The organism is Burkholderia stagnalis, assembly GCF_902830275.1.
GTDB lineage: Bacteria > Pseudomonadota > Gammaproteobacteria > Burkholderiales > Burkholderiaceae > Burkholderia > Burkholderia stagnalis.
In genome coordinates this window covers 16823-40065 of sequence record NZ_CADESW010000037.1, presented here as the reverse complement: position 1 = coordinate 40065, position 23243 = coordinate 16823, and the positions used below count along the sequence as shown (strand labels likewise).

Genomic DNA, 23243 nt, shown 5'->3' with positions numbered 1-23243 from the left:
CGTTCAGACGCCCTCCTTCGACACTGCGTAACGAACAAACCGAAGCAAAGCAGACAGCCAAACCAACCTCAAAACCGGACATTTCTATTTAGCTGGCGCCACGACATCTTGAAATGGCCATGACAAAAGCTGTAAGAGCAAAGTTGTAATGTCGTATCTGGGCAAAGTTGAAATGTCGTAGTTGGCCGCGGGTTGGTTCATCCTGAGCGGCTCCTGATGGTCAACCAGGAGCCGCCCGTGGCCAACAACACCAACACGATCACCATGAGCATGCGAGAGCTGGATCGCCTCAAAGTTGTCGAAGCGGTCGTCGAAGGACGGTTGATGCCGCGGCGCACACGCCGCGCGCGTGCGCCGCGGCCCGCGGTCAGGCCCTCACGCCACTTCGATGATGACCTTCAGCGCATGCGTTTCCGCGGCGCGACTGAACGTGTCGTAGGCCCGCTCGACGTCGTCGAGCGAGAAGCGGTGCGTGATCAGTTGCTTCGGATCGAGCCGCCCTGCGCGCACCGTCTTCAGCAGCATCGGCGTGCTGACCGTATCCACGAGCCGCGTCGTGATCGAGATGTTGCGATCCCAAAGCTTCTCGAGGTGCAGATCCACCTTCACGCCGTGCACGCCGGCGTTGGCCACGACGCCGCCCGGCGCGACGATCGACGTGCACATCTCGAACGTCGCCGGAATGCCGACCGCCTCGATCGCGCAATCGACGCCGATGCCGTCGGTCAGCTTCATCACTTCCGCAGCCGGATCGCCGCCACGGCCGTCGATGCACTCGGTCGCGCCGAAGCGCCGCGCGACGTCGAGCCGGTTGCGGTCCGGATCGATCATGATGATCTTCGCAGGCGAGTAGAACTGCGCGGTCAGCAGCGCGGCGAGCCCGATGGGGCCCGCGCCGACGATCGCGACCGTGGAGCCCGGCTGGACCTTGCCGTTCAGCACGCCGCATTCGAACCCGGTCGGCAGGATGTCGGACAGCATCACGAGCGCGTCCTCGTCGGCGCCGGGCGGCAGCCGGTACAGGCTCGTCTGCGCATGCGGGATCCGCACGAATTCGGCCTGCGTGCCGTCGATCCGGTTGCCGAGGATCCAGCCGCCCGTCGTGCAGTGCGAATACAGCCCGCGGCGGCAGTATTCGCATCGGCCGCACGATGAAATGCATGAAATCAGCACGTGATCGCCGGCCTTCAGCGTGTCCACGGCCGCCCCGACCTGCTCGACGATCCCGACACCCTCATGGCCAAGCACGCGGCCGGGCTCGCACGTCGGCACGTCGCCCTTGAGGATGTGCAGGTCGGTGCCGCAGATCGTCGTGCGGGTCACCCGGACGATCGCGTCGGTCGGCGCCTGCAGTTCCGGCATCGGCCGCTGTTCAAGCGACTTGCGGCCGGGGCCGTGGAATACGAGTGCTCTCATTGCGTTTGCTCCGTGGAAAGGGGCATCCCCGTCGCTCACCAATGTAGGCGCCCGCATGACGGCCCGCTTGACCTCGGTCAAGCAGGCGCGACCGGTGGTGTGCGGCGGATGGCCGCCGGCCGCCGGGCATGAGCGCCGTTGATCTGAATCAAGCGTGCGGGGAGCCTGCTTCTTAGACTGAATCGAACTGACGGATCCACCGTTGATGGAGCGATCGCGATGAGCTACAAGAGCATTGCCGTGCACTTTGACACGAGCGACCGCGCCCATGCGCGCCTCGAGTTCGCATTGCGGCTCGCACGGCGATTCGGTGCGCATCTGACGGGCGTGGCCGCGATCTATACGCCGGAGCCCGCTTCGTTCTACGTGATGGCAGGCTCCGCGGACTATTTCCGCGAACTTCGGGAACGCCGCGACGAACGTCTCGCCGCGCTGGAACGCCTGTTTCACGCGGAAACCTTGCGCGCCAAGGTGTCGGGCAACTGGATCAGCGCCGACGTGCGGGCCAATGCCGCCATGCTGCATCACGCGCGTCATGCGGACCTGGTGATCGCGGGTCAAAGCGATCCGAACGACCCCGAGACGTTCGTCGACGATCAGTTCCCGGAGAACCTGGTGCTGTCCGCGGGCCGCCCCGTGCTGTTCCTGCCTTATGCGGGCGCGTTCAAGTCGATCGGAGAACGCGTGCTGGTGGCGTGGGACGGCAGCCGGGAAGCCGTGCGGGCCGCGCATGACGCGATACCCTTCCTCGAACACGCGAAACGCACGACGGTCGTCAGCGTCACCGGCGCGGGCGACGCGGCGGCGGACATGCGCATTCCGGGCGCGGACGCCGCGCTGATGCTCGCGCGCCATGCGCCGGACGTCAACGTGCTGGACCTCGCCGGTACGGCCGATACGTCGGTTGGCGACACGTTGCTGTCGCGCGCATACGATACGGGCGCCGACCTGCTCGTGATGGGGGCCTATGGGCATACGCGCTGGCGCGAGCTGCTGATGGGCGGTGCGACGCGCACGGTGCTCGCGTCGATGACGCTGCCGGTGCTGATGTCGCACTGAGCTCGTACAGGCGCACGCGTGCGACGCGAGGCCCGCGCTTGATCCAGATCAGCGCACTCTCCACCTGCACGCCGAAGATGAAACCCTGTCTTCCAGTTCAAGAGGACTGCCATGTACTCGAATATCCTCGTTGCGCTCGACGGCAGCGAAACGTCGTCCCGCGCACTCGAAGCCGCACTGACGCTTGCGTCCGAATCGGGTGCGCGGCTGACGCCCGTTTATGTCGTCGATTTCATGGCGCCCGCCTACGACGCGCTCGGCTACGATCCGTCGATCCTGATCGGCGCATTCCGCGAAGAAGGACAGCGCGTGACGGATGACGCCGCGAAGCGCATGGCTGCCCGCGGCGTGTCGGGTGCGACGCAGATCGTCGACGTCGACGCGGGCGAAGACATTGCACATCGCATCCTGAGCGCTGCGCGGCAAGTCGGCGCCGATCTGATCGTCATGGGCACGCACGGCCGGCGCGGCTTCCGGCGCCTCGTGCTGGGCAGCGTGGCCGAACGCGTGCTGCGCGGCGCCGCGTGCCCTGTCCTGATGATCACGGCGCACGGTGCGCCCGCGCCTGCCGCGGAAACTGCGGCGGCCTCGTCCGAAAAGGAATCGTCATGAGCTACAAGACCTTGCTCGTCCATCTCGACGACAGCCCGCGCTGCGCGACGCGCGTCGCGCTGGCGCTCGACCTCGCGCAGCGCTGCAATGCGCACCTGATCGGCCTGTATGTGGTCTGCCAGGATCTGTTCGAGCCGCTGCGCCGGCGCGACGAGCCGCTCGAGCTCGCGGTTTACGAACGCTTGTGCGAGTCGCGCCGGAAGCAGGCGGAAATCGCATTCCTCGATGCCGCACAACGGGCCGGGCGCAGCGTCGAGTGGCGCGCGCCCGCCGGTCCCGCCACGGAGACGGCAACGCTGCACGCGCGGCACGCGGATCTCCTCGTGCTCGGCCAGACGGACCCGCACGACCGCACCACGTACATTGCCCCGCATTTCGTCGAGGACGTGGTGACAGGCTGCGGCCGGCCGGCGATCATCGTGCCGTACGCGGGCCTCGTGCGGACCTTCGGCGAAAACGTGCTGATTGCATGGGACGGCGGCCGCGAGGCGGCCCGCGCGGTGGCCGATGCGCTGCCGTTGCTCAAGCGCGCCCGCTTCGTCACCGTCGAAACGGTGGAACGCCACCGTTCCGATCCGGACAAGACGCCCGCGGGCGTCGATGTTGCGGCCTACCTCGAACGCCACGGCATTCGCGCCTCCTTCGCGACGACGCCGCGCGAAGGCGACATCAACACGGGCGAGACGCTGCTCAACCGGACCAGCGACCTGCATTCGGACCTGCTCGTGATGGGGGCCTACAGCCACGCAAGGATGCGCGAGCGCGTGCTCGGCGGCGCAACGCGAACCATCCTCGAAACGATGACGGTGCCGGTGCTGATGTCGCACTGATCCGCGCCGTGCTGCACCGCGTGCCGGCCACCTGGAGATCGTCACATGACTTCCGTTACATCACTTTCCGCAGGCGCTCAGCTCGACGATCGATTGCGAGCGCTGCTGCGCTACGCGGTGATGGCGCCATCGAGCCACAATTCCCAGCCATGGCGATTCATGATCGACGGCAACACGATCGCGGTATGCGCGGACCGGGTTCGCGCGTTGCCCGTCATCGACCCGTTCGACCGCGAGCTGATCATCAGTTGCGGCGCGGCGCTGCTCAACTTGCGCGTCGCGCTGAACCATGCGGGGCTCGCGCACACGATCAGTACCTTCCCGTCCGACGTCGATCCGGACGTGCTCGCACTCGTTCGCATCTGCGACGACGGCTATTCCGACGCGGATCTCGGCGCCCTCTTCGACGCGATCCCGAACCGCGTCACGACGCGCGCGCCGTTCGAGTCCACGCCCGTTCCCGACGCGCTCCAGCATGAATTGATCGCGGCCGGCGCGGCGGAAGGCGCCAGCGTGGCCTGCGCGGATTCGATCGCCCGACGGGCCAGGATCGCCGAGCTGATCGCGGAGGCGGACCGTGCGCAGTTCGAGGATGCGCGTTTCCGGCGCGAGCTGGCGAGCTGGATCGATCCTCGCCGGCGCGTCGACGGCATGCCCGCGTTCGCGGCCGGCGTGCCGGCCTTGCTCGATTTCGCATCGCCCGTCGTCACCACCGCGGTGCGCACGTTCGATTTCGGCAACGGGCTCGCCGCGCTGCATCACCAGCTCGTCGGCGCGTCGCCGCTGCTCGCCTGCATCGCCACCGCGCGCGACGACCGCGATGCATGGCTGGCCGCCGGGCAGGCGCTGGAGCGGATGCTGCTCGTCGCCGCGCGCGCCGGCCACACGGCGTCGTTCCTGAACCAGCCGATCGAAGTGGCGGAGCTGCGCAAACGTCTCGCCCACATGCTCGATCTCGGCGGTGTGCCGCAATTGCTGCTGCGCATCGGCCGCGGCCCGCATACACCGCACTCGCCCCGCCGGCCGCTCGACGAGGTGGTGTCCTGATCGCGGCCCCGGGGCGGAAAAGAACAAGCGCTTCATGCGCCATTTCGCTGCCGGCGTGCTTGCCGCCCCGGCTGGCCTGGCCGGCGCGCAAACATCGCGACGTGCCGCATGCGCGAGCGCGGCTTGAACTCAAGCTGCCGCGCGGCAGCCAGTCGCCCTGCCCTGTTTCGCCGGCCCATCAGCGTTGCAGGCCGGATGTGGCCCTTCATCGAAAGCCCGAACCGAGCGCGTGCCGACGAACCAAGGGCGATCGATCACCGCGATCTCCACCTGTTTACCCGTTGCGAAACCGCGACGGATCTTCCGCGCCCGACCGCCTGCGGGTACGTGCATTGCTTCGTAGGCAGTAAGCCGTGTGTAGGAATCCGCTGATCGCCTTCGCGCGATTCCTACGTAAAGTTCGGGGCTGCCTGATTGAATCCCCCTGGGACGGCCACGATACTGGAGACATGCCAAAGGGCTAAGCGGCATGCCGACAGCACGCAAGGCGATCAGGAGGCGCGCCATGTCACACGCGACATATCGTTCCGATTCGGGGTATCGAGCCATATACCAGACAGGGGCACCGGCTGCTGTCGCGCCGGCTGCGGAACCCCGCGCGGCGCTCGACACGCAGGCGCTGCTTGCGCTCGCGCGCGAAGCCGGCATGCTGGTCATGCTCGATGCGCAGATCGGCAGCGAACGCTACGAAAGCGTGACCGGATCGGTTGCGGCGTTCGCCCGCTTCGCGCAGGCGCTGCGGCTTTCGACCCTCGAGGCGGCATGACGCCCCGCGTCTTCGCGGCGTGCCGATATAGCCGGCGACGGTGCCCGCATTTGCCGGCGACGCATCGCAACCCATCGTCGCGCTGAGGCCCCCGGCCGGCCTTGTGCGCAACGGGCCATTCCCATGGCGAGGACGCGATGAACTGGCCGTCTTCCGAACGCCTCACACGGTATCTTCCCGGGATCGCGCTGCTGGCGCACTACCGGCGCGCATGGCTTGCGCGCGATCTCTACGCGGGCGTCGCCCTGACGGCGGTGCTCGTGCCGGTGGGCATGAGTTATGCGCAGGCCGCCGGCCTGCCCGCCGTGACGGGGCTCTATGCATCGATCGCCGCGTTGGTCGCCTATGCGTTGCTGGGCCCGAGCCGGATTCTCGTGCTCGGGCCGGATTCGGCGCTGGCCGCGCTGATCGCCGGCGCCGTCGCGCCGCTCGCCGATCACGACCCGCAACGCGCAGTGGCGCTCGCAGCCGCGCTGGCCCTGTCGGCCGGCGCCATCTGCATCCTGATCGGCATGCTCGGGCTCGGCTTCGTCACCGATCTGCTGTCGCGCCCGATCCAGTATGGATACCTGAACGGCATCGCCGTCACGCTCGTCGTCGGCCGGCTGCCGGAGCTGCTTGGCGTGCCGGCGGCGACCGGCGACATGTCCGCCATCGGCCACCGCCTGGTGCGCGCGCTGCTCGATCACCAGTATTCGGTGAGCGCATGCATCGTCAGCGCGGGCGTACTCGTGACCGTTCCGCTTCTGAAGCGCATCGCGCCGCACTGGCCGGGAATGCTGATTGCCGTGGTGGCGGCCACGCTGGCCACGCATCTGCTGCCGCTGCACGGCATCGCGACGGTCGGCACATTGCCCGCCGGCGCACCGGCGCCGCATTTTCCGGCCGTCTCGATTGCAGACGTGGCGGCGCTCGCTTCGGGTGCGATCGCGATCGCGGTCGTGTCGTTCGCCGACATCAGCATGCTGTCGCGCGCACTCGCCGCGCGTGCGGGCGACGCGCCGGAGCGCAATCAGGAGCTGGTCGCGCTGGGCGCCGCCAATCTGCTGGCCGGCCTGATGCAGGGCTGCGCCGTCAGCAGCAGCGCGTCCCGCACGCCCGTTGCGATGGAAGCCGGCGCGCAGAGCCAGGTCACGAACCTGGTGGCGGCGGCCAGCATCGTGCTGCTGCTCGTTGCCGCGCCGACGCTGCTGACGCAGGTGCCGCGCGCCGCGCTGGCCGCGGTCGTGGTGCTCGCGGCGTGGAGCATCGCGGATATCCGCAGCGTCGTGCGGCTGTACCGGATGCGTCGCGGCGAATGCCTGATCTCGGTGCTGTGCTTCGCAGGCGTGATCGCCGCGGGTGTCGTGCCGGGCATCCTGCTCGCGAGCGCGTTGTCGCTGCTGTCGTTTGTATGGCGGGCCTGGCACCCGTATGACGCCGTGCTCGGCCGGCTGACGGGCGTGCGCGGCTATCACGACGTCGGCCGGCATCCGGACGCCGTGCAGACGCCGGGCCTCGTGCTGTTTCGCTGGGATGCGCCGCTCTTCTATGCGAACGTCGAGATCTTCTGCGAGCATCTGGACGCCGCGCTCGCGCGTGCGCAGCCCCCTGTCACGCGCGTTGTCGTCGCGGCCGAGCCTGTCACCGATATCGATGTCAGTGCGGCAGATCGGCTCGTCGCGCTGGGCGACGAGCTCAGGGAGCGCGGGGTCGTGCTGTGTTTCGCGGAAATGAAGGGGCCGGTCAAGGACCGCCTGCGCGCGTATGGGCTGTTCGACAAGTTCGGGCAGGCAAACTTCTTTCCGACGTTGACCGATGCCGTCGCGCGTCATGTCCGGATGCAAAACGAATACGCGCGAACCGGACATGTGTCGCGCACGCGTCGCAGGCGCCTGCGGCGCAAGACGCAGCGAGCGACGAGACGCTGATTGCTTCGCCGCCTTCGCCGCCTTCGCCGCCTTCGCCCCTTCGCCCACCGGGCGCCCGTCTCACCCATCTTGCCGGGCAAGGTCACGGTGCCGTCACGGCCCGCGATACCGATGCGCTGCGCCTCGCGTTCCGTGTGACATGTGGAATTAAATATCGAATTGTTGTTTTATAAATATTCAATAATCAGGAATTGCATCAAAAAATCAATTTGTTATTGATTGCGTTAAATCTGAAAATAATCGCTTCGTATTGGTGAATTTTGCACCAGCACCGTGCTACAGTAGGTTTCAATTCTTTCAGCAGATAAATACCTCATGCCGCCACGCGGCGGGCCCGGCCGTGTCTGCTCGCTGCTCGATGCAATATCGTCAAGGATGTTCTTGATTTTTTAAATTTCGCGCTGTCTTCGATCAGGTTGCTCACGATAAATTGTGATGAGGATAATTGTGAATACAAAAAACCCACAAGAAATCCTGGAGCTTACTGCGGCGCAGATGGAAATGTGGTTTTCGCAGCAACTCGAACCCGACAGCCCGTTGTTCGACAGCCGCGGCTATGTGGATATCCGGGGGGCGATAGACCGCGATGCCTTCGAGATGGCGCTACGCCGTTTCATCGAGGAGGCCCGGAGTCTACATTTTCGCTTTGTTGAAACATCGACGGGGCCGATGCAATTCGGGTGCGACCTGGATGCATTCGAGCTGGCGTTCATCGATGCATCGGGCGACGCTGATCCCTTTGCGGCTTGCTGGAACGCCATGCAGGCCGAGTCGGATCGCCCTTACGACCTGCTCTCCAGCAAGCTTTTCAGTCAAACGCTGTTCAAGCTGAGCGACGACCGCTATATCTGGTATCAGCGCTATCACCATATCGTGATGGATGGTGCGAGCATCCCGCTCGCGACACGCCGGGTCGCCCGGATCTACACGTCACTGCTGCGGCAGCAGCCGGTGCCGGATTCGGACTTCGGGCCGATCGAGCCGATGACGAACGGCGATCGTGCATACCGGGCCTCGTCGCGCTACGTGACCGACCACCGGTATTGGCAGGACTACGTCGACGCCCTGCCCGCCACGGAAACGCTCGCCGGCACGGCCGCGCGCGCAAGCGGCGCGTTCAGGCGGGCATCGGCGCCGCTTCCCGTGGCGTTTGTCGAACAGCTCGACACGATCGAGGCGCGGATCGCGAAGTGGCCGCTCGTCCTCACGGCGATCGTGGCGGCCTATCTTTACCGGATGAGCAACGGCCGGATCACCGTGTTCGATTTTCCGGTATCGGCCCGCACGAAGGAGACGCGCACGCTGCCCGGCATGTTCGCCAACATCCTGCCGATGCAGCTGCCCATCACGCCACGCACGACGCTCGCGGAATTGACGCGGCAGGTCGGTGCGGAAGTCTTCGCGCACATGAAGCACCAGCAGTTCCGTGTGAAAGAGATCAAGCAGATGCGCGGTGCATTCGCCGGCCCGGTTTTCGGGCCGCGCATCAATATCGTTGCCTACGACAATCGGTGGGAATTCGGAGGCAGTCTTGCGACCCTGCATGCGCTCGCCAATGGTCTGGTCAACGATTTTGCCGTGACGGTGACGGGAAATCCGCGCGATCCTGGTTGCACGCTGCACGTGGACGGGAATGCCGAGCTTTATGACGGTGCGGATGTGCAGGCCCATCGGAAGCGGCTGCTCCATTTCATCGAGGCGGCGCTTGCCGACCCCGAGCAGCCGATTGGACAGATCGATCTGCTCGATGCCGACGAGCGGCGCTTGTTGCTGCACACGTGGAATGCGACGGAGGCGGCCTATCCTGAACACCAGTGTGTTCACGAACTCGTCGAAGCCCAAGCGAGGCAGATGCCCGAGGCTGTCGCGCTCGTCGCGGAACACGAGCAGCTTTCCTACGGCGAACTCAATGCGCGCGCCAATCGGCTCGCGCGCTATCTCGTCACGCTCGGCGTCGGGCCCGATGTACCCGTCGCAGTGTGTGCCGAGCGCAGTATCTCGATGGTCGTCTCGCTGCTTGCCGTACTCAAGGCCGGGGGCGCTTACCTGCCGGTCGATCCCGCGTATTCCAGTGCGCGACTCGCTCATGTTCTCGACGATGCGAAGCCGCCGGTCGTGCTCGTCGACCCGGTCGGACGCAAGGCGCTTGCCGATGCGCTCGGCGACGCGCATCGGGCGACGCACGCTCTCGTCGATGTGACTGCCGGTTCGCCTCCGTGGGACGCATTGCCCCCGGACAACCTCTCGTCTCATTCGCGCGGATTGACGTCGCATCAACTCGCCTATGTCATCTATACGTCCGGCTCCACCGGCGTGCCCAAGGGCGTCATGGTCGAGCATCGGCAACTCGTCAATCTCGTGACCTGGCATATCGGCCGCTTCGATCTGCACGCCGGCTCCCGCGTCCCGGCCACGGCGAGCCTGGCCTTCGATGCCAGCGTTTGGGAAATCTGGTCCGCGCTCTGCGCCGGCGCGGCCCTGTTGCTGCCGCCGGCGGGTCTCGCGTCCGATCCCGCCGCCCTGTTGCAGTGGTGGCGCGCGCAGTCCATGGACTGTGCGTTTCTCGTCACGCCGCTGGCCCTGCTCGCGATGCAGGCCGGACTGCCGCAGGGGCTGAAATCGCTGCTGATCGGTGGCGACCGCATCACGGCGCTGCCCGCCGGGCTGCCGCCGTCGCTGCGCATCGTCAACAATTACGGGCCGACTGAAGCCACCGTCGTCGCGACCTCCGGCGAGATCGCACCCTCCTCCTGCGATGGGGTTTATTCCATCGGCAAGCCGATCGCCAATACTCGGATCTATCTGCTCGATGACGATCAGGCGCCGATGCCGCCGGGCGCGGTCGGCGAGCTTTACATCGGCGGCGCAGGTGTTGCGCGTGGGTATCTCAATCGCCCGGACCTCACCGCCGAGCGCTTCCTGCCCGATCCGTTCGCCCGTGCCGCCGGCAGGCCCGATGCGCGCATGTACCGCACCGGCGATCTCGCCCGCTATCTGCCCGATGGCAACCTCGTGTTTGTCGGTCGGAACGACGAGCAGGTCAAGATCCGAGGCTTCCGCATCGAGCCCGGCGAAATCGCCGCGCAGCTTGCTACGCACGACGCGGTGCGTGACGCGATCGTGATCGCCCGACATGACTCAGCCGGCAACGCCAGATTGCTGGCGTACGTCGTACTGCACGACGACGCGCCACGCGCCGAACTCGTCCGGCAGTTGCGTGAACACCTCGCGGCCCGCCTGCCCGAGTACATGGTGCCGGCCGCATTCATCGTGCTCGATGCGTTGCCGCTCACGGCCAACGGCAAGCTCGACCGGCGCGCACTGCCGGAGCCGGACGACGACGCATTCGTCCAGACGCGGTACGAAGCGCCGCAAGGCGAGATCGAGCGTACCCTCGCGGCACTCTGGACCGAATTGCTCGGCGTCGAGCGCGTCGGTCGGCACGACAATTTCTTTGCGCTCGGCGGGCATTCGCTCATTGCGGTTCAGCTTATCGAACGCCTGCGCCAGATCGGCCTGACGCTTGCGATACGGGATCTGTTCGAGCAGCCGGTCCTGGCCGCACTCGCCCTCACCCTCGGCCAATTGCGCGAAGTGGTCGTTCCGGAAAACCGGATCACGCCCGACACGCAAGCCATCACACCGGATCTCCTGCCGCTCGTCGATCTGTCGCAAGCCGACATCGATCGTATCGTCGCGCACATACCGGGCGGCGTCGCGAACATCCAGGACATCTACGCCCTCTCGCCGCTGCAGGACGGGATCCTGTTTCACCATGTACTCAGCACGCGCGGCGATCCCTACTTGTTGAGCGCGCAGATGGCCTTTGCCGATCGCGCGGCGCTCGATCGCTATCTTCATGCGATACAGCACCTCGTCGAGCGGCACGACATCCTGCGCACGGCCGTGATGTGGGAAGGCCTTGGCTCGCCGGTGCAGGTCGTCCTGCGGCGCGCGCGCATGGACGTGACCGAACTAGCCCTCGACGACGCCATCGCGCCCGTCGCGCTGCAATTGCAGGCACGCTTTCATCCGGGGCGCTACAAGATGGATCTGACGCAGGCGCCGCTGCTGCGCTTCGTGATCGCCGAAACGACCGGCGGACGCTGGCACGCGCTCATGTTGCTCCATCACCTCGCCGGGGACCATTCCACCCTCGCGATCCTGAACGACGAAGTCCAGGCGACGATCGACGGGCAGGCGCATCGCCTTCCCACGCCGCAGCCCTATCGCAACCTTGTCGCGCAAGCGCGCCTCGGCCTGCCCGCGAGTGCGCACGAAGCGTTCTTCAGCAAGATGCTGGAAGACGTCGATACCCCGACGCTTCCATTCGGCCTGACGCCCGGACACGGCGACATGGCGCCGGTGTACGACGCGCGTCGCGCCGTGCCGGCCGCGCTCGATGCGCGCCTGCGCACGCTGTCGAAAAGCATCGGCGTGAGCCTCGCGACGTTGTGTCATCTCGCCTGGGCGCTCGTCCTGGCGCGCACGAGCGGTCAGCGACAGGTGGTGTTCGGCACGGTGCTGTTCGGGCGCATGGCGGCCGGCGCGGGCGCCGACCGCACCATGGGCCTGTACATCAATACGCTGCCGCTGCGCATCGACATCGACGCGACCGACGTGCGCACGGCGGTGCGCGATACCCAGATACGGCTCGCGGGTCTGCTCGCACATGAACACGCATCACTCGCGCTCGCGCAACGATGCAGCGGCATCGGCGCGAACGCGTCGCTCTTCGGTGCGCTGCTGAATTACCGACACAACATGCGCATCGATGGCCATGCGCCGTGGCCGTCCGGTGTCGAATTGCTGGGGGCACACGAACAGACGAATTATCCGGTGACGCTGTCCGTCGAGGATTATGGCGATGCACTCGAACTCGCCGCGCAGGTCGTTACGCCGGAGCTGCCTGAACGGATATGCGCGTACATGCAGTGTGCGCTGGAGCAACTGGCGAATGCGCTCGATGCGGGCTCGAGTCCGCTCGAGCGTCTCCAGGTGGTGCCGGACGATGAGCGCGCGCTGCTGATCGATACGCTGAATGCGACGGACGTGGAATACGGTCGGCAGCAGTGCCTGCATGGGCTCTTCGAGGAACAGGTGCGGCGAACGCCCGAGGCTACGGCGCTGATCTCCGGTGACGAGCGTCTTTCTTACGCGGAACTCAATGCGCGCGCCAATCGACTTGCGCGTTACCTGGTCGATCTCGACGTCGTGCCCGATACCCTTGTGGCCGTTTGCCTCGAACGCGGCACGCCGATGGTCGTTTCGCTGCTCGGCATCCTCAAGGCAGGCGGCGCTTATGTCCCGCTCGATCCCGCCTATCCCGGTGCGCGCCTCGCGCATATCCTCTCCGATGCCGCGCCGGCTGTCGTGCTCGTCGATCCGGCAGGACGCAAGGCGCTTGCCGATGCGCTCGGCGACGCGCTTCTGTCGCAGTACACGCTGGTCGATGTGAGCGTCGGGTCGCCGCCGTGGAACGGGCTGTCTGCGGACAATCTGTCGCCGCACGCGCTTGGATTGACCTCGCGGCATCTCGCCTATGTCATCTATACGTCCGGCTCCACCGGCATGCCCAAGGGCGCGCAGAACGAACACAGCGCGCTGGTCAATCGTCTGGTCTGGATGCAGTCGGCCTATCGTCTCGACACCCGGGATGTCGTTCTGCAAAAGACGCCGTTCAGCTTCGACGTGTCGGTCTGGGAATTCTTCTGGACGCTTGCCAATGGCGCCACGCTCGTGATGGCCGCGCCCGGCGCGCACCGTGACGCCGACTATCTGACCGACGTCATCGCGCAGCATGGGGTCACTACCCTGCATTTCGTGCCGTCGATGCTTGGCGGTTTCCTTGAGGCGCCGGGCTTGTCGCGCTGCACGGCGCTCTCGCGCATCATCTGCAGCGGCGAGGCGTTGCCGGTTGCGACCGCGCGGCGGTGTCTGGAACGCTTGCCGCATGCGCAGTTGCACAATCTTTACGGTCCCACCGAAGCCGCCATCGACGTGACCGCTTTTACGTGCCCCGCGGATTTCGATGCGCAAACCGTGCCGATCGGCAAGCCGATCGCCAATACCCGGATCTATCTGCTTGACGACAATCAGGCGCCGGTGCCGCTGGGCGCGGTCGGCGAGCTTTACATTGGCGGTGTTGGCGTCGCGCGCGGCTATCTCAATCGCCCGGAACTCACCGCCGAGCGTTTCCTGCCCGATCCGTTCGCCCGTGCCGCCGGCCGGCCCGACGCGCGCATGTACCGTACCGGCGATCTCGCCCGCTATCTGCCGGACGGCAACCTCGTGTTCCTCGGTCGGAACGACGATCAGGTCAAGATTCGGGGCTTCCGGATTGAGCCTGGCGAAATCGAAGCGCAGCTCGCCACGCACGACACGGTACGCGACGCGATCGTGATCGCCCGACATGACTCAGCCGGCAACGCCCGATTGCTGGCGTACGTCGTACTGCACGACGACGCGCCACGCGCCGAACTCGTCAGGAGATTGCGCGAACATCTCGCGGCCCGCTTGCCCGAGTACATGGTGCCGGCTGCATTCATCGTGCTCGATGCGTTGCCGCTCACGGCCAACGGCAAGCTCGACCGGCGGTCACTGCCGGAGCCCGACGACGACGCCTACGTCCAGGTGCAATACGAAGCGCCGCAAGGCGAGATCGAGCGCACCCTCGCCACGCTCTGGACCGAACTGCTCGGCGTCGAGCGCATCGGTCGGCACGACAACTTCTTTGCGCTCGGCGGACATTCCATCGTCGCCATTCGCATGGTCTCGCGCATCGTCAGCGAAACCGGAAAAGCCTTGCCGTTGCACAAGATCTTCGAAGCACCGACCGTCGCGGCGCTGGCCCTCGCGCTGGCCGACGCGCCGTCGCACGGCAGCGGTCATGACATGGTCCGCGTCGACCGCAACGCGCCGATGCCGCTGTCCTTCGGCGAAGAGCGGGTACTCGCGATCGAAGCGGACGCCGCACACAGTGCGATGCTCAACTCGTCGCGCCTCTTCATCTTGTCGGGCCACGTGCGCGAGGATGTGCTGGAGCGCGCGCTGCGCACGATCGTCGAACGCCACGAAATTCTGCGCACGCACTATGTGAACGACGATGCGACAGGATCGTTCGCCCCTGTCGTCGGCCGCTTCGACGCCTTCCGGCTGGCGCGCCGCGATGCCGCCGAAGACGACGCGATGTCACTCGCGCAATCGGAAGCCGCGAGGCTCCCCGATTGCTTCCGGGGCCCGGTCTTTGGCGCGACGCTGTTCGTCGAGTCGCCGCAGCGCGCGATTCTGGTGATCTCGATTCACCATATCGCGATGGACGCCACGTCCTGGAACATCGTCTGGCGCGACTTCAAGCACGCGTTTGCCGCGCTGGCCGCCGACGAATCGCCCGCGCTGGCGCCGCTGACGCTGCAATATCGGGACTACGCGGCGTGGTCGCGGCAACACGTCGATGCCGGACATCTCGCGCAACTGCGGGAGGCCTGGCGGGAACGCCTCGCCGGTGCGCCCGTCTGTCTCGACTTGCCATCCGACCGGCCGCGGCCGTCCAGGTTGTCGGATCACGCCGGACATATCGAGCGCATGCTCGCGCCCGATCTCATGCAGCAGATTCGTCAAACCGCAGCGGCATACAACGTCACGCCCTTCGTCGTGCTCGAGACGGCGCTCGCCATCGTATGCGCGCAACTCGCCCGCAGCCGCGACGTCGTGATCGGCACGGTGACCGAAGGCAGAACACATGCGACGACCGAAGCGATGGTCGGTCTCTTCGTGAACACGCTGCCGCTGCGCCACCGGCTGGACCGGTCCGCTTCCGTCGCCAGCCATTTACGCGCGGCGTCGCAGGAACTGTTGTCCGCGCTCGAAGTGAGCGAGCTGCCCTTCGCCGACGTGGTCGCGGCCGTCAATCCGCCGCGCGCGCCATCGTACGATCCGGTCTTTCAGGTGTTTTGCCAATTCCAGCAAGGCCCGGGAAAGATGCGCGAGACGATCGCCGGCATGACGATCGACCCGATTCCGCGCACGCGCGTCGGGCGCGGCGCCGATCTCGCGTTCGTGTTCCTGGATACGGGCGAGTACGCCAGCGCCGACGTCACCTACAGCGCGGATTTGTTCGATCCGGCAAGCGTCGACGCGATCATCGAACTCTTCCTGGCGTTCCTGACGGAAAGCGTGCAGCAGCCGGATGCGCCGGTCGCCGAACTCTGGCGCGCCGGCGTCGCGCGCGCGCGGGACGCCGCGTCGGGCCCGGACGTGTCGCGGCTGCTTGACCGTCCGTCCGGCCCGCCGGGAACCTGGTATGCGCTCTCGCCCGCGCAGCAGGCGGTCTGGCTCCAGGAACAGGCATCGCGGCGCGGGACGTCGTTCTTTTCCGTTGCGACCATGCGCTGCGCGCCGGACATCGATCGCGACCGGCTCGTGATCGCGTCGCGCGCGCTCATCGCGCAAAATCAGTCGTTCTGGCTTGAATTCTCCGACGCCGGCCTGCAAAGCGAAGCCGCCATGCCGACGACGCGCTTCCTGCATTTCGTCGAACGCGCGACCATGACGGACGAGGAAGTGCGACAGGCGGTCATCGGCTGGCACGAGAAGCTCAACGAGCATCCCGACGACAAGACCAGTGCCGTCGCGGTGTTCGAATCGCCCGGGAGCGTGCTGGTCGCGCTGCGGTCGCATCATGTGCAAAACGACGGGTGGTCTGCCATTCGATATTTCGAGCGTATCGCGAAGAACTATGCCGCGCTCGAAAGCGATCCGGACCGTACGTTCGACATGGACCGGATCTTTCTCGACACGTTGTCGCTCGACGAGCGTTATCTCGGTTCGTCGACCTGCGAGCGCGACGCCACGTTCTGGCAATCGGCATGCGCGAAGATGGATGGACGCGCATTGGTGACGCTCGTTGCCGATCACGCGCATCCCGTCGATGCGCGCGGCGTCGTGCGGTCGTTGCGCCGGACGTTCCCGCACGCATTGCAGGAACGGTTTTCCCGCACCGCTCAGAAATGGTCGCTGTCGCCGTCGGAATGCCTGACTGCGTTGACGACGCTCTATCTGATGCGCATCGCGAATGAAAGGCGCACGGTGATCGGCGTGTCGTTCCTGAACCGCACGCGCGAAGCGCTCGACATTCCCGGGCAATTCGCCAAGGTCATTCCGCTTCCAGTGTCGCTCGAGCAGGCCGACGCGCCGGTCTCGGCGGCATTGAGCGGAATCTGCGAGGTATTTCGCGACGTGATGCGCCATGGCCGATTCCCGTTCGGCGACATGGTCCGGCGTTACGGGCTCGATCCTCGTCATATCGCGGTCAGCGTCAATACCTTGTTCCTGCGGCATCCCGTCGAAGTGGCCGGCCAGCCCGCGCACGTGCAATGGCTGTCCGGGCCGGAACACGGCCTTTCGTTCCTGTTTACCCAGTTCGGGAGAAGCGCGCCGATCGACGTCGAGCTTCGGTACAACGGCGACCTGTTCGAGCCGGCCGCTGTCTCGCGCCATGCCGATCGTCTGCTCGACTTCATCGAGCGCGCTTGCGAGAATGACGGCGAATCGGCCTCGGCAATCGACCTCGTATCGAGCGACGAAAAGGCACTGCTGATCGATACGCTGAATGCGACGGATGTGCAATACGATCGGCAGCAGTGCCTGCATGGGCTCTTCGAGGCGCAGGTGCGGCGAACGCCGGAGGCTACGGCGCTGATCTCCGGTGACGAGCGTCTTTCTTACGCGGAACTCAATGCGCGCGCCAATCGACTTGCGCGTTACCTGGTCGATCTTGACGTCGTGCCCGATACCCTTGTTGCCGTTTGCCTCGAACGCGGCACCTCGATGGTCGTTTCGCTGCTCGGCATCCTCAAGGCGGGCGGCGCTTATGTTCCGCTCGATCCCGCTTATCCCGGCGCGCGCCTCGCACATATCCTTTCCGATGCCGCGCCCGCTGTCGTGCTCGTCGATCCGGCAGGACGCAAAGCGCTTGCCGATGCGCTCGGCGCCGCGCAGCTCGCGAAGCACACGCTCGTCGATGTGAGCGTCGGGTCGCCGCCGTGGAACGGGCTGTCTGCGGATAATCTGTCACCGCACGCGCTTGGATTGACCTCGCGCCATCTCGCCTACGTCATCTACACCTCGGGCTCCACCGGCATGCCCAAGGGCGCGCAGAACGAACACAGCGCGCTGGTCAATCGTCTGGTCTGGATGCAGTCGGCCTATCGCCTCGACACCCGGGACGTCGTTCTCCAAAAGACGCCGTTCAGCTTCGACGTGTCGGTCTGGGAATTCTTCTGGACGCTTGCCAATGGCGCCACGCTCGTGATGGCCGCGCCCGGCGCACACCGTGACGCCGACTATCTGACCGACGTCATCGCGCAGCACGGGGTCACTACCCTGCATTTCGTGCCGTCGATGCTTGGCGGTTTCCTTGAGGCGCCGGGCTTGTCGCGCTGCACGGCGCTCTCGCGCATCATCTGCAGCGGCGAGGCGTTGCCGGTTGCGACCGCGCGGCGCTGTCTGGAACGCCTGCCTCAGGCGCAGTTGCACAATCTTTACGGTCCCACCGAAGCCGCCATCGACGTGACCGCATTTACGTGCCCCGCGGATTTCGATGCGCAAACCGTGCCGATCGGCAAGCCGATCGCCAATACCCGGATCTATCTGCTTGACGACAATCAGGCGCCGGTGCCGCTGGGCGCGGTCGGCGAGCTGTACATCGGTGGCGTAGGCGTCGCGCGCGGCTATCTCAATCGCCCGGAACTCACCGCCGAACGTTTCCTGCCCGATCCGTTCGCCCGTGCCGCCGGCCGCCCCGATGCGCGCATGTACCGCACCGGCGATCTCGCCCGCTACCTGCCGGACGGCAACCTCGTGTTTCTCGGTCGGAACGACGATCAGGTCAAGATTCGGGGCTTCCGGATCGAGCCCGGTGAAATCGAAGTGCAGCTCGCCACGCACGACGCGGTGCGAGACGCGATCGTGATCGCCCGGCACGACGCGGCCGGCAACGCCCGACTGCTGGCGTACGTCGTACTGCACGACGACGCGCCACGCGCCGAACTCGTCAGGAGATTGCGCGAACACCTCGCGGCCCGCTTGCCCGAGTACATGGTGCCGGCTGCATTCATCGTGCTCGATGCGTTGCCGCTCACGGCCAACGGCAAGCTCGACCGGCGTGCGCTGCCGGAGCCCGACGACGACGCATTCGTCCAGACGCAATACGAAGCGCCGCAAGGCGAGATCGAGCGTACCCTCGCCGCGCTCTGGACCGAACTGCTCGGCGTCGAGCGCATCGGTCGACACGACAACTTCTTTGCGCTTGGCGGACATTCGCTTCTCGCCGTGCGGATGTTGAATCGCCTGCGTGTATTGCACGAGGTCGAGCTGTCGCTTGCCACGCTGTTCGAGCATCCGACGGTGTGCGCGATTGCGCAGGCGGTCGGTGCTCGAAACCAAAGCGTTGCGTCTCCGATCGTCCGCGTCGATCGCGACGCACCGCTGCCGCTGTCGTTCGCTCAACAGCGGATGGTGTTCCTGAGCGGATTCGAAGGCGCCAGCACGATCTATCATGTCCCGCTCGTGCTGCGGCTCGACGGGAGACTGGATGCCGCAGCGTTGCACCGCGCGGCCGATGCGCTATGGGCGCGTCACGACGCGCTGCGCACCGTGTTTCCCGATCCGGCCGGTGGCGCAAGCGAGGAAGCCCACGCAATGCTGCTCCCGCCAGGCGACGGCATCCCGTGGCGCGAAGACGACCTGTCGTCGAAACCGGGCGCATCGGAGCACGGGTTGCGCTTGTGCGAGGAGGAAGCTGCCCGCCCGTTCGAACTCGCACGCGGCCCGCTCGCCCGTGCGCGCCTCGTCCGGCTGTCGGAGAACGAGCATGCATTCATGCTCACGCTACACCACATCGTCTGCGACGGATGGTCCCTGGCCGTGCTCGTCAAGGAGCTGTGCGCGCTTTACCAATCCATCACGGCAGGACTTCCGGATCCGCTCGTCGCGCTGAGTGTCCAGTACCCCGACTACGCTGCCTGGCAACGGCAATCGCTCGGCACCGAACGTCTCGAACGCGAGGCAAGATACTGGCAAGAAGCGCTGGCCGGTATCCCGACGCTGCTGACGTTGCCGACCGATCATCCGCGGCCCGCGCATCAGCAGTTCGAAGCGGCGCGGCTGCCGATCGAACTCGATGGTGCGCTCACGCAGGACCTGAGACGGCTCGCCGCCCGGCGCGGCGTCACGGTCTTCACGGTCGTGACGGCGGCCTGGGCCGCGGTGCTGGGGCGTCTTGCGGGCCAGGACGACGTCGTCATCGGCACACCCGTCGCCAATCGTTCGGCCCCCGAGCTCGAATCGATCGTGGGGCTGTTCGTGAACACGCTTGCGCTGCGCATCGACCTGTCGGGCGCACCGTCCGTCGCGCAATTGCTGGACCGCGTTCAGGCGACCGTGATCGCCGCGCAGGACCATCAGGATCTGCCGTTCGAGCGCGTGGTGGAAATCGTCCAGCCGCCGCGGCGGCTCGATCACACGTCGATATTCCAGGTGATGATTTCGTGGCAGGACGTCGACACGCGCGCGGTCGAATTGCCCGACTTGAAGATCACGCCGGTTGCCGGCGCGTTCGATCGCGCGAAGTTCGATCTCGAACTCGATCTGGCTGACGACGGCCGTGCGATAGCCGGTGCGTTGCGCTATGCGACCGCATTGTTCGACGCGGCGTCGATCGCGCGTCATTGCGCGTACCTGATCGCCGTGCTGCGCGCGATGACCCGCGACCACGTGAAGCCGATCGGACAGATCGATCTGCTCGATGCCGACGAGCGGCGCTTGCTGCTGCACACGTGGAATGCGACGGAGGCGGTCTATCCCGAACACCAGTGCGTTCATGAACTCGTCGAGGCGCGGGCGAGACAGACGCCCGAGGCTGTCGCGCTCGTCGCGGAGCACGAGCGGCTTTCCTACGGCGAACTCAATGCGCGCGCCAATCGGCTTGCGCATTATCTCGTTACGCTCGGCGTCGGGCCCGATGTACCCGTCGCCGTATGCGCCGAGCGCAGTATTGCGATGGTCGTCTCGCTGCTTGCCGTGCTCAAGGCCGGGGGCGCTTACTTGCCGGTCGATCCCGCGCATTCCAGCGCGCGATTCGCCGCCGTCCTTGACGAGGCCAGGCCGCCGGTCGTGCTCGTCGATCCCGTCGGACGCAAGGCACTTGCCGATGCGCTCGGCGATGCGCATCGGGCGACGCACGCTCTCGTCGATGTGACTGCCGGTTCCCCTGCGTGGGACGCATTGCCCCCGGACAACCTCTCGCCGCACCCGCTCGGACTGACGTCGCGCCATCTCGCCTATGTCATCTATACGTCCGGCTCCACCGGCACGCCGAAGGGCGTCATGGTCGAGCATCGGCAACTCGTCAATTTTGTGACGTGGTACATCGGCCGTTTCGATCTGCACGTCGGCTCCAGTGTCCCGGCCACCGCGAGCCTGGCCTTCGACGCCAGCGTCTGGGAAATCTGGTCCGCGCTCTGTGCGGGCGCGGCCCTGTTGCTGCCGCCGGCAGGTCTCGCGTCCGATCCCGCCGCCTTGTTGCAGTGGTGGCGCGCGCAGCCCATGGACTGCGCGTTCCTCGTCACGCCGCTGGCCCTGCTCGCGATGCAGGCCGGATTGCCGCAGGGGCTGAAATCGCTGCTGATCGGCGGCGATCGCATCACGGCGCTGCCCGCCGGGCTGCCGCCGTCGCTGCGCATCGTCAACAACTACGGCCCGACCGAAACCACCATCGTCGTCGTTTCCGGCGAGATCGAGCCGTCGTCCGGCGATTCGCTCTATCCCATCGGCAAGCCGATCGCCAATACCCGGATCTATCTGCTCGACGACGATCTGGCGCCGGTGCCGCTGGGTGCGGTCGGCGAGCTTTACATCGGCGGCGCAGGCGTCGCGCGTGGTTACTTCAATCGGCCGGATCTCACCGCCGAGCGCTTCCTGCCCGATCCGTTCGCCCGTGCCGTGGGCCAGCCCGACGCGCGTATGTACCGTACCGGTGACCTCGCCCGCTACCTGCCGGACGGCAATCTCGTGTTCGTCGGCCGGAACGACGATCAGGTCAAGATCCGGGGCTTCCGCATCGAGCCCGGTGAAATCGCCACGCAGCTTGCTACGCACGACGCGGTGCGTGACGCAATCGTGATCGCCCGACACGACTCAGCCGGCAACGCCCGATTGCTGGCATACGTCGTACTGCACGACGAGGCACCACGCGTCGAACTCGCCAGGCGGTTGCGTGAACACCTCGCGGCCCGCTTGCCCGAGTACATGGTGCCGGCTGCATTCATCGTGCTCGATGCGTTGCCGCTCACGACCAACGGCAAGCTCGACCGGCGCGCGCTGCCGGAGCCCGACGACGATGCCTTCGTCCAGACGCAATACGAAGCGCCGCAAGGCGAGATCGAACTCACTCTCGCCGCGCTCTGGACCGACCTCCTCGGCGTCGAGCGCATCGGTCGACACGACAACTTCTTTGCGCTCGGCGGGCATTCGCTGATCGCCGCCCGCCTGCTTGCGCGAATCCGCGAAACGTTCGGACGCGAAGTGTCGATCCGCGCGCTCTTCGAAGCGCCGACCGTCGCTCAGTTGGCGCCCCGGATACACACGACGGGCCCGTCCGATGCGCTGGCGGTCCTTCTGCCGCTCCAGCCGCTGGGGGCGAACTCGCCGCTGTTCTGCATCCACCCGGCCGGCGGCTTCAGCTGGCCGTTCGCGGGCCTCGCCCATCACCTGCGGGATCGGCCGCTTTACGGACTGCAGGCGCGCGCGCTCACCGAGTCGGGCAAGTACGCGCAGTCGATCGAGGACATGGCGCAGGACTACGTCCGGCAGATTCGCAGCGTCCAGCCCGATGGCCCGTATCACCTGCTCGGCTGGTCGCTGGGTTGCCATATCGCGCATGCGATCGCTACCCAACTGCAGCTCGCCGGCGAAAAAGTGGCGCTGCTCGCGATGCTCGACGGCTATCCGATGATGCAAAGCGAAGCTTTCCCCGCCGTGACGGAGCGGGAGGTCATCGACGTGCTGGTGCGTGCATTCGAGGATTCGCCGCAACCTGCCGCCCCCGGCCCGCTGACGATCGACACGCTGAAGACGCGCCTCTCACGAAGCAATCCGATGTTCGAGACGCTCGACGAGCGGACCTTCGAATCGATCGTCCGGCAATTCCAGATCGCACCGACCCTCGCCGGCATGTTCGTGCCCGGCGTGTTCCACGGCGATGTGCTGTTCTTCAGGGCGGCGCTCAGCCGGTCGGAGGCGTACGAGCCACGCGATGTCCGCGCATGGCAACCGTATGTGCAGGGGCGAATCGAGGTGCACGACGTCGAATGCCTGCATGAAACGATGATGAGCGCACCGGCAGTCGCGGAAATCGGGCCGATCGTCGCAGCCGCGCTCGACGGTCGAGCGCGATATGGCGCGGCATCGTCGAATTCGCCGGTCTACGTCGCGAACCCACGGCCGCACGACGGCGAATACATGCGAGGAGAGCACGACAGTTCTCCGCCCTGAAGGCGATGCAGCACCGCCTCGCCTCGACGAGACGAGATAAGCGTCTTTCCC

8 protein-coding genes are annotated in these 23243 nt (G+C 66.2%); 7 read left to right on the top strand and 1 reads right to left on the bottom strand.

What is annotated here, in order from left to right; genetic code table 11:
• Window positions 1–375: 375 nt before the first annotated feature.
• A complete protein-coding gene (locus HWY45_RS34960) occupies window positions 376–1416 on the bottom strand; it encodes a zinc-dependent alcohol dehydrogenase family protein (RefSeq protein ID WP_059561770.1) in 1041 nt (346 codons plus the stop codon).
• Window positions 1417–1635: 219 nt separating this feature from the next.
• On the opposite strand from HWY45_RS34960, the gene HWY45_RS34955 reads away from it, so the two are divergent.
• The 7 genes from HWY45_RS34955 (at window position 1636) to HWY45_RS34925 (ending at window position 23192) form a co-directional block, all read left to right on the top strand.
• Entirely contained in the window at window positions 1636–2475 is an 840-nt protein-coding gene (locus HWY45_RS34955; RefSeq protein WP_059884188.1) for a universal stress protein, read from the top strand.
• A gap of 111 nt (window positions 2476–2586) precedes the next feature.
• Entirely contained in the window at window positions 2587–3087 is a 501-nt protein-coding gene (locus HWY45_RS34950; RefSeq protein ID WP_059884189.1) for a universal stress protein, read from the top strand.
• Window positions 3084–3917 carry a universal stress protein gene (locus HWY45_RS34945; RefSeq protein WP_059561758.1) on the top strand — a complete coding sequence of 278 codons (834 nt, stop codon included), beginning with the start codon at window positions 3084–3086 and terminating at the stop codon, window positions 3915–3917. The genes HWY45_RS34950 and HWY45_RS34945 overlap by 4 nt, the downstream gene beginning before the upstream one ends.
• 45 nt (window positions 3918–3962) lie before the next feature.
• A complete protein-coding gene (locus tag HWY45_RS34940; protein WP_059884190.1) occupies window positions 3963–4964 on the top strand; it encodes an Acg family FMN-binding oxidoreductase in 1002 nt (333 codons plus the stop codon).
• 505 nt (window positions 4965–5469) lie between these two features.
• Window positions 5470–5730 carry a hypothetical protein gene (locus HWY45_RS34935; RefSeq protein ID WP_059884191.1) on the top strand — a complete coding sequence of 87 codons (261 nt, stop codon included), beginning with the start codon at window positions 5470–5472 and terminating at the stop codon, window positions 5728–5730.
• Window positions 5731–5867: 137 nt separating this feature from the next.
• A complete protein-coding gene (locus HWY45_RS34930; RefSeq protein WP_059806723.1) occupies window positions 5868–7640 on the top strand; it encodes a SulP family inorganic anion transporter in 1773 nt (590 codons plus the stop codon).
• Between the two features lie 435 nt (window positions 7641–8075).
• Window positions 8076–23192, top strand: a complete 15117-nt coding sequence (locus tag HWY45_RS34925; protein ID WP_081072244.1) for a non-ribosomal peptide synthetase — start codon at window positions 8076–8078, stop codon at window positions 23190–23192.
• Window positions 23193–23243: the final 51 nt, after the last annotated feature.

Coding starts and splice junctions, on each gene's coding strand:
- HWY45_RS34960 (WP_059561770.1), bottom strand. CDS start 1,416: ATGAGAGCACTCGTATTCCACGGCCCCGGCCGCAAGTCGCTTGAACAG.
- HWY45_RS34955 (WP_059884188.1), top strand. CDS start 1,636: ATGAGCTACAAGAGCATTGCCGTGCACTTTGACACGAGCGACCGCGCC.
- HWY45_RS34950 (WP_059884189.1), top strand. CDS start 2,587: ATGTACTCGAATATCCTCGTTGCGCTCGACGGCAGCGAAACGTCGTCC.
- HWY45_RS34945 (WP_059561758.1), top strand. CDS start 3,084: ATGAGCTACAAGACCTTGCTCGTCCATCTCGACGACAGCCCGCGCTGC.
- HWY45_RS34940 (WP_059884190.1), top strand. CDS start 3,963: ATGACTTCCGTTACATCACTTTCCGCAGGCGCTCAGCTCGACGATCGA.
- HWY45_RS34935 (WP_059884191.1), top strand. CDS start 5,470: ATGTCACACGCGACATATCGTTCCGATTCGGGGTATCGAGCCATATAC.
- HWY45_RS34930 (WP_059806723.1), top strand. CDS start 5,868: ATGAACTGGCCGTCTTCCGAACGCCTCACACGGTATCTTCCCGGGATC.
- HWY45_RS34925 (WP_081072244.1), top strand. CDS start 8,076: ATGAGGATAATTGTGAATACAAAAAACCCACAAGAAATCCTGGAGCTT.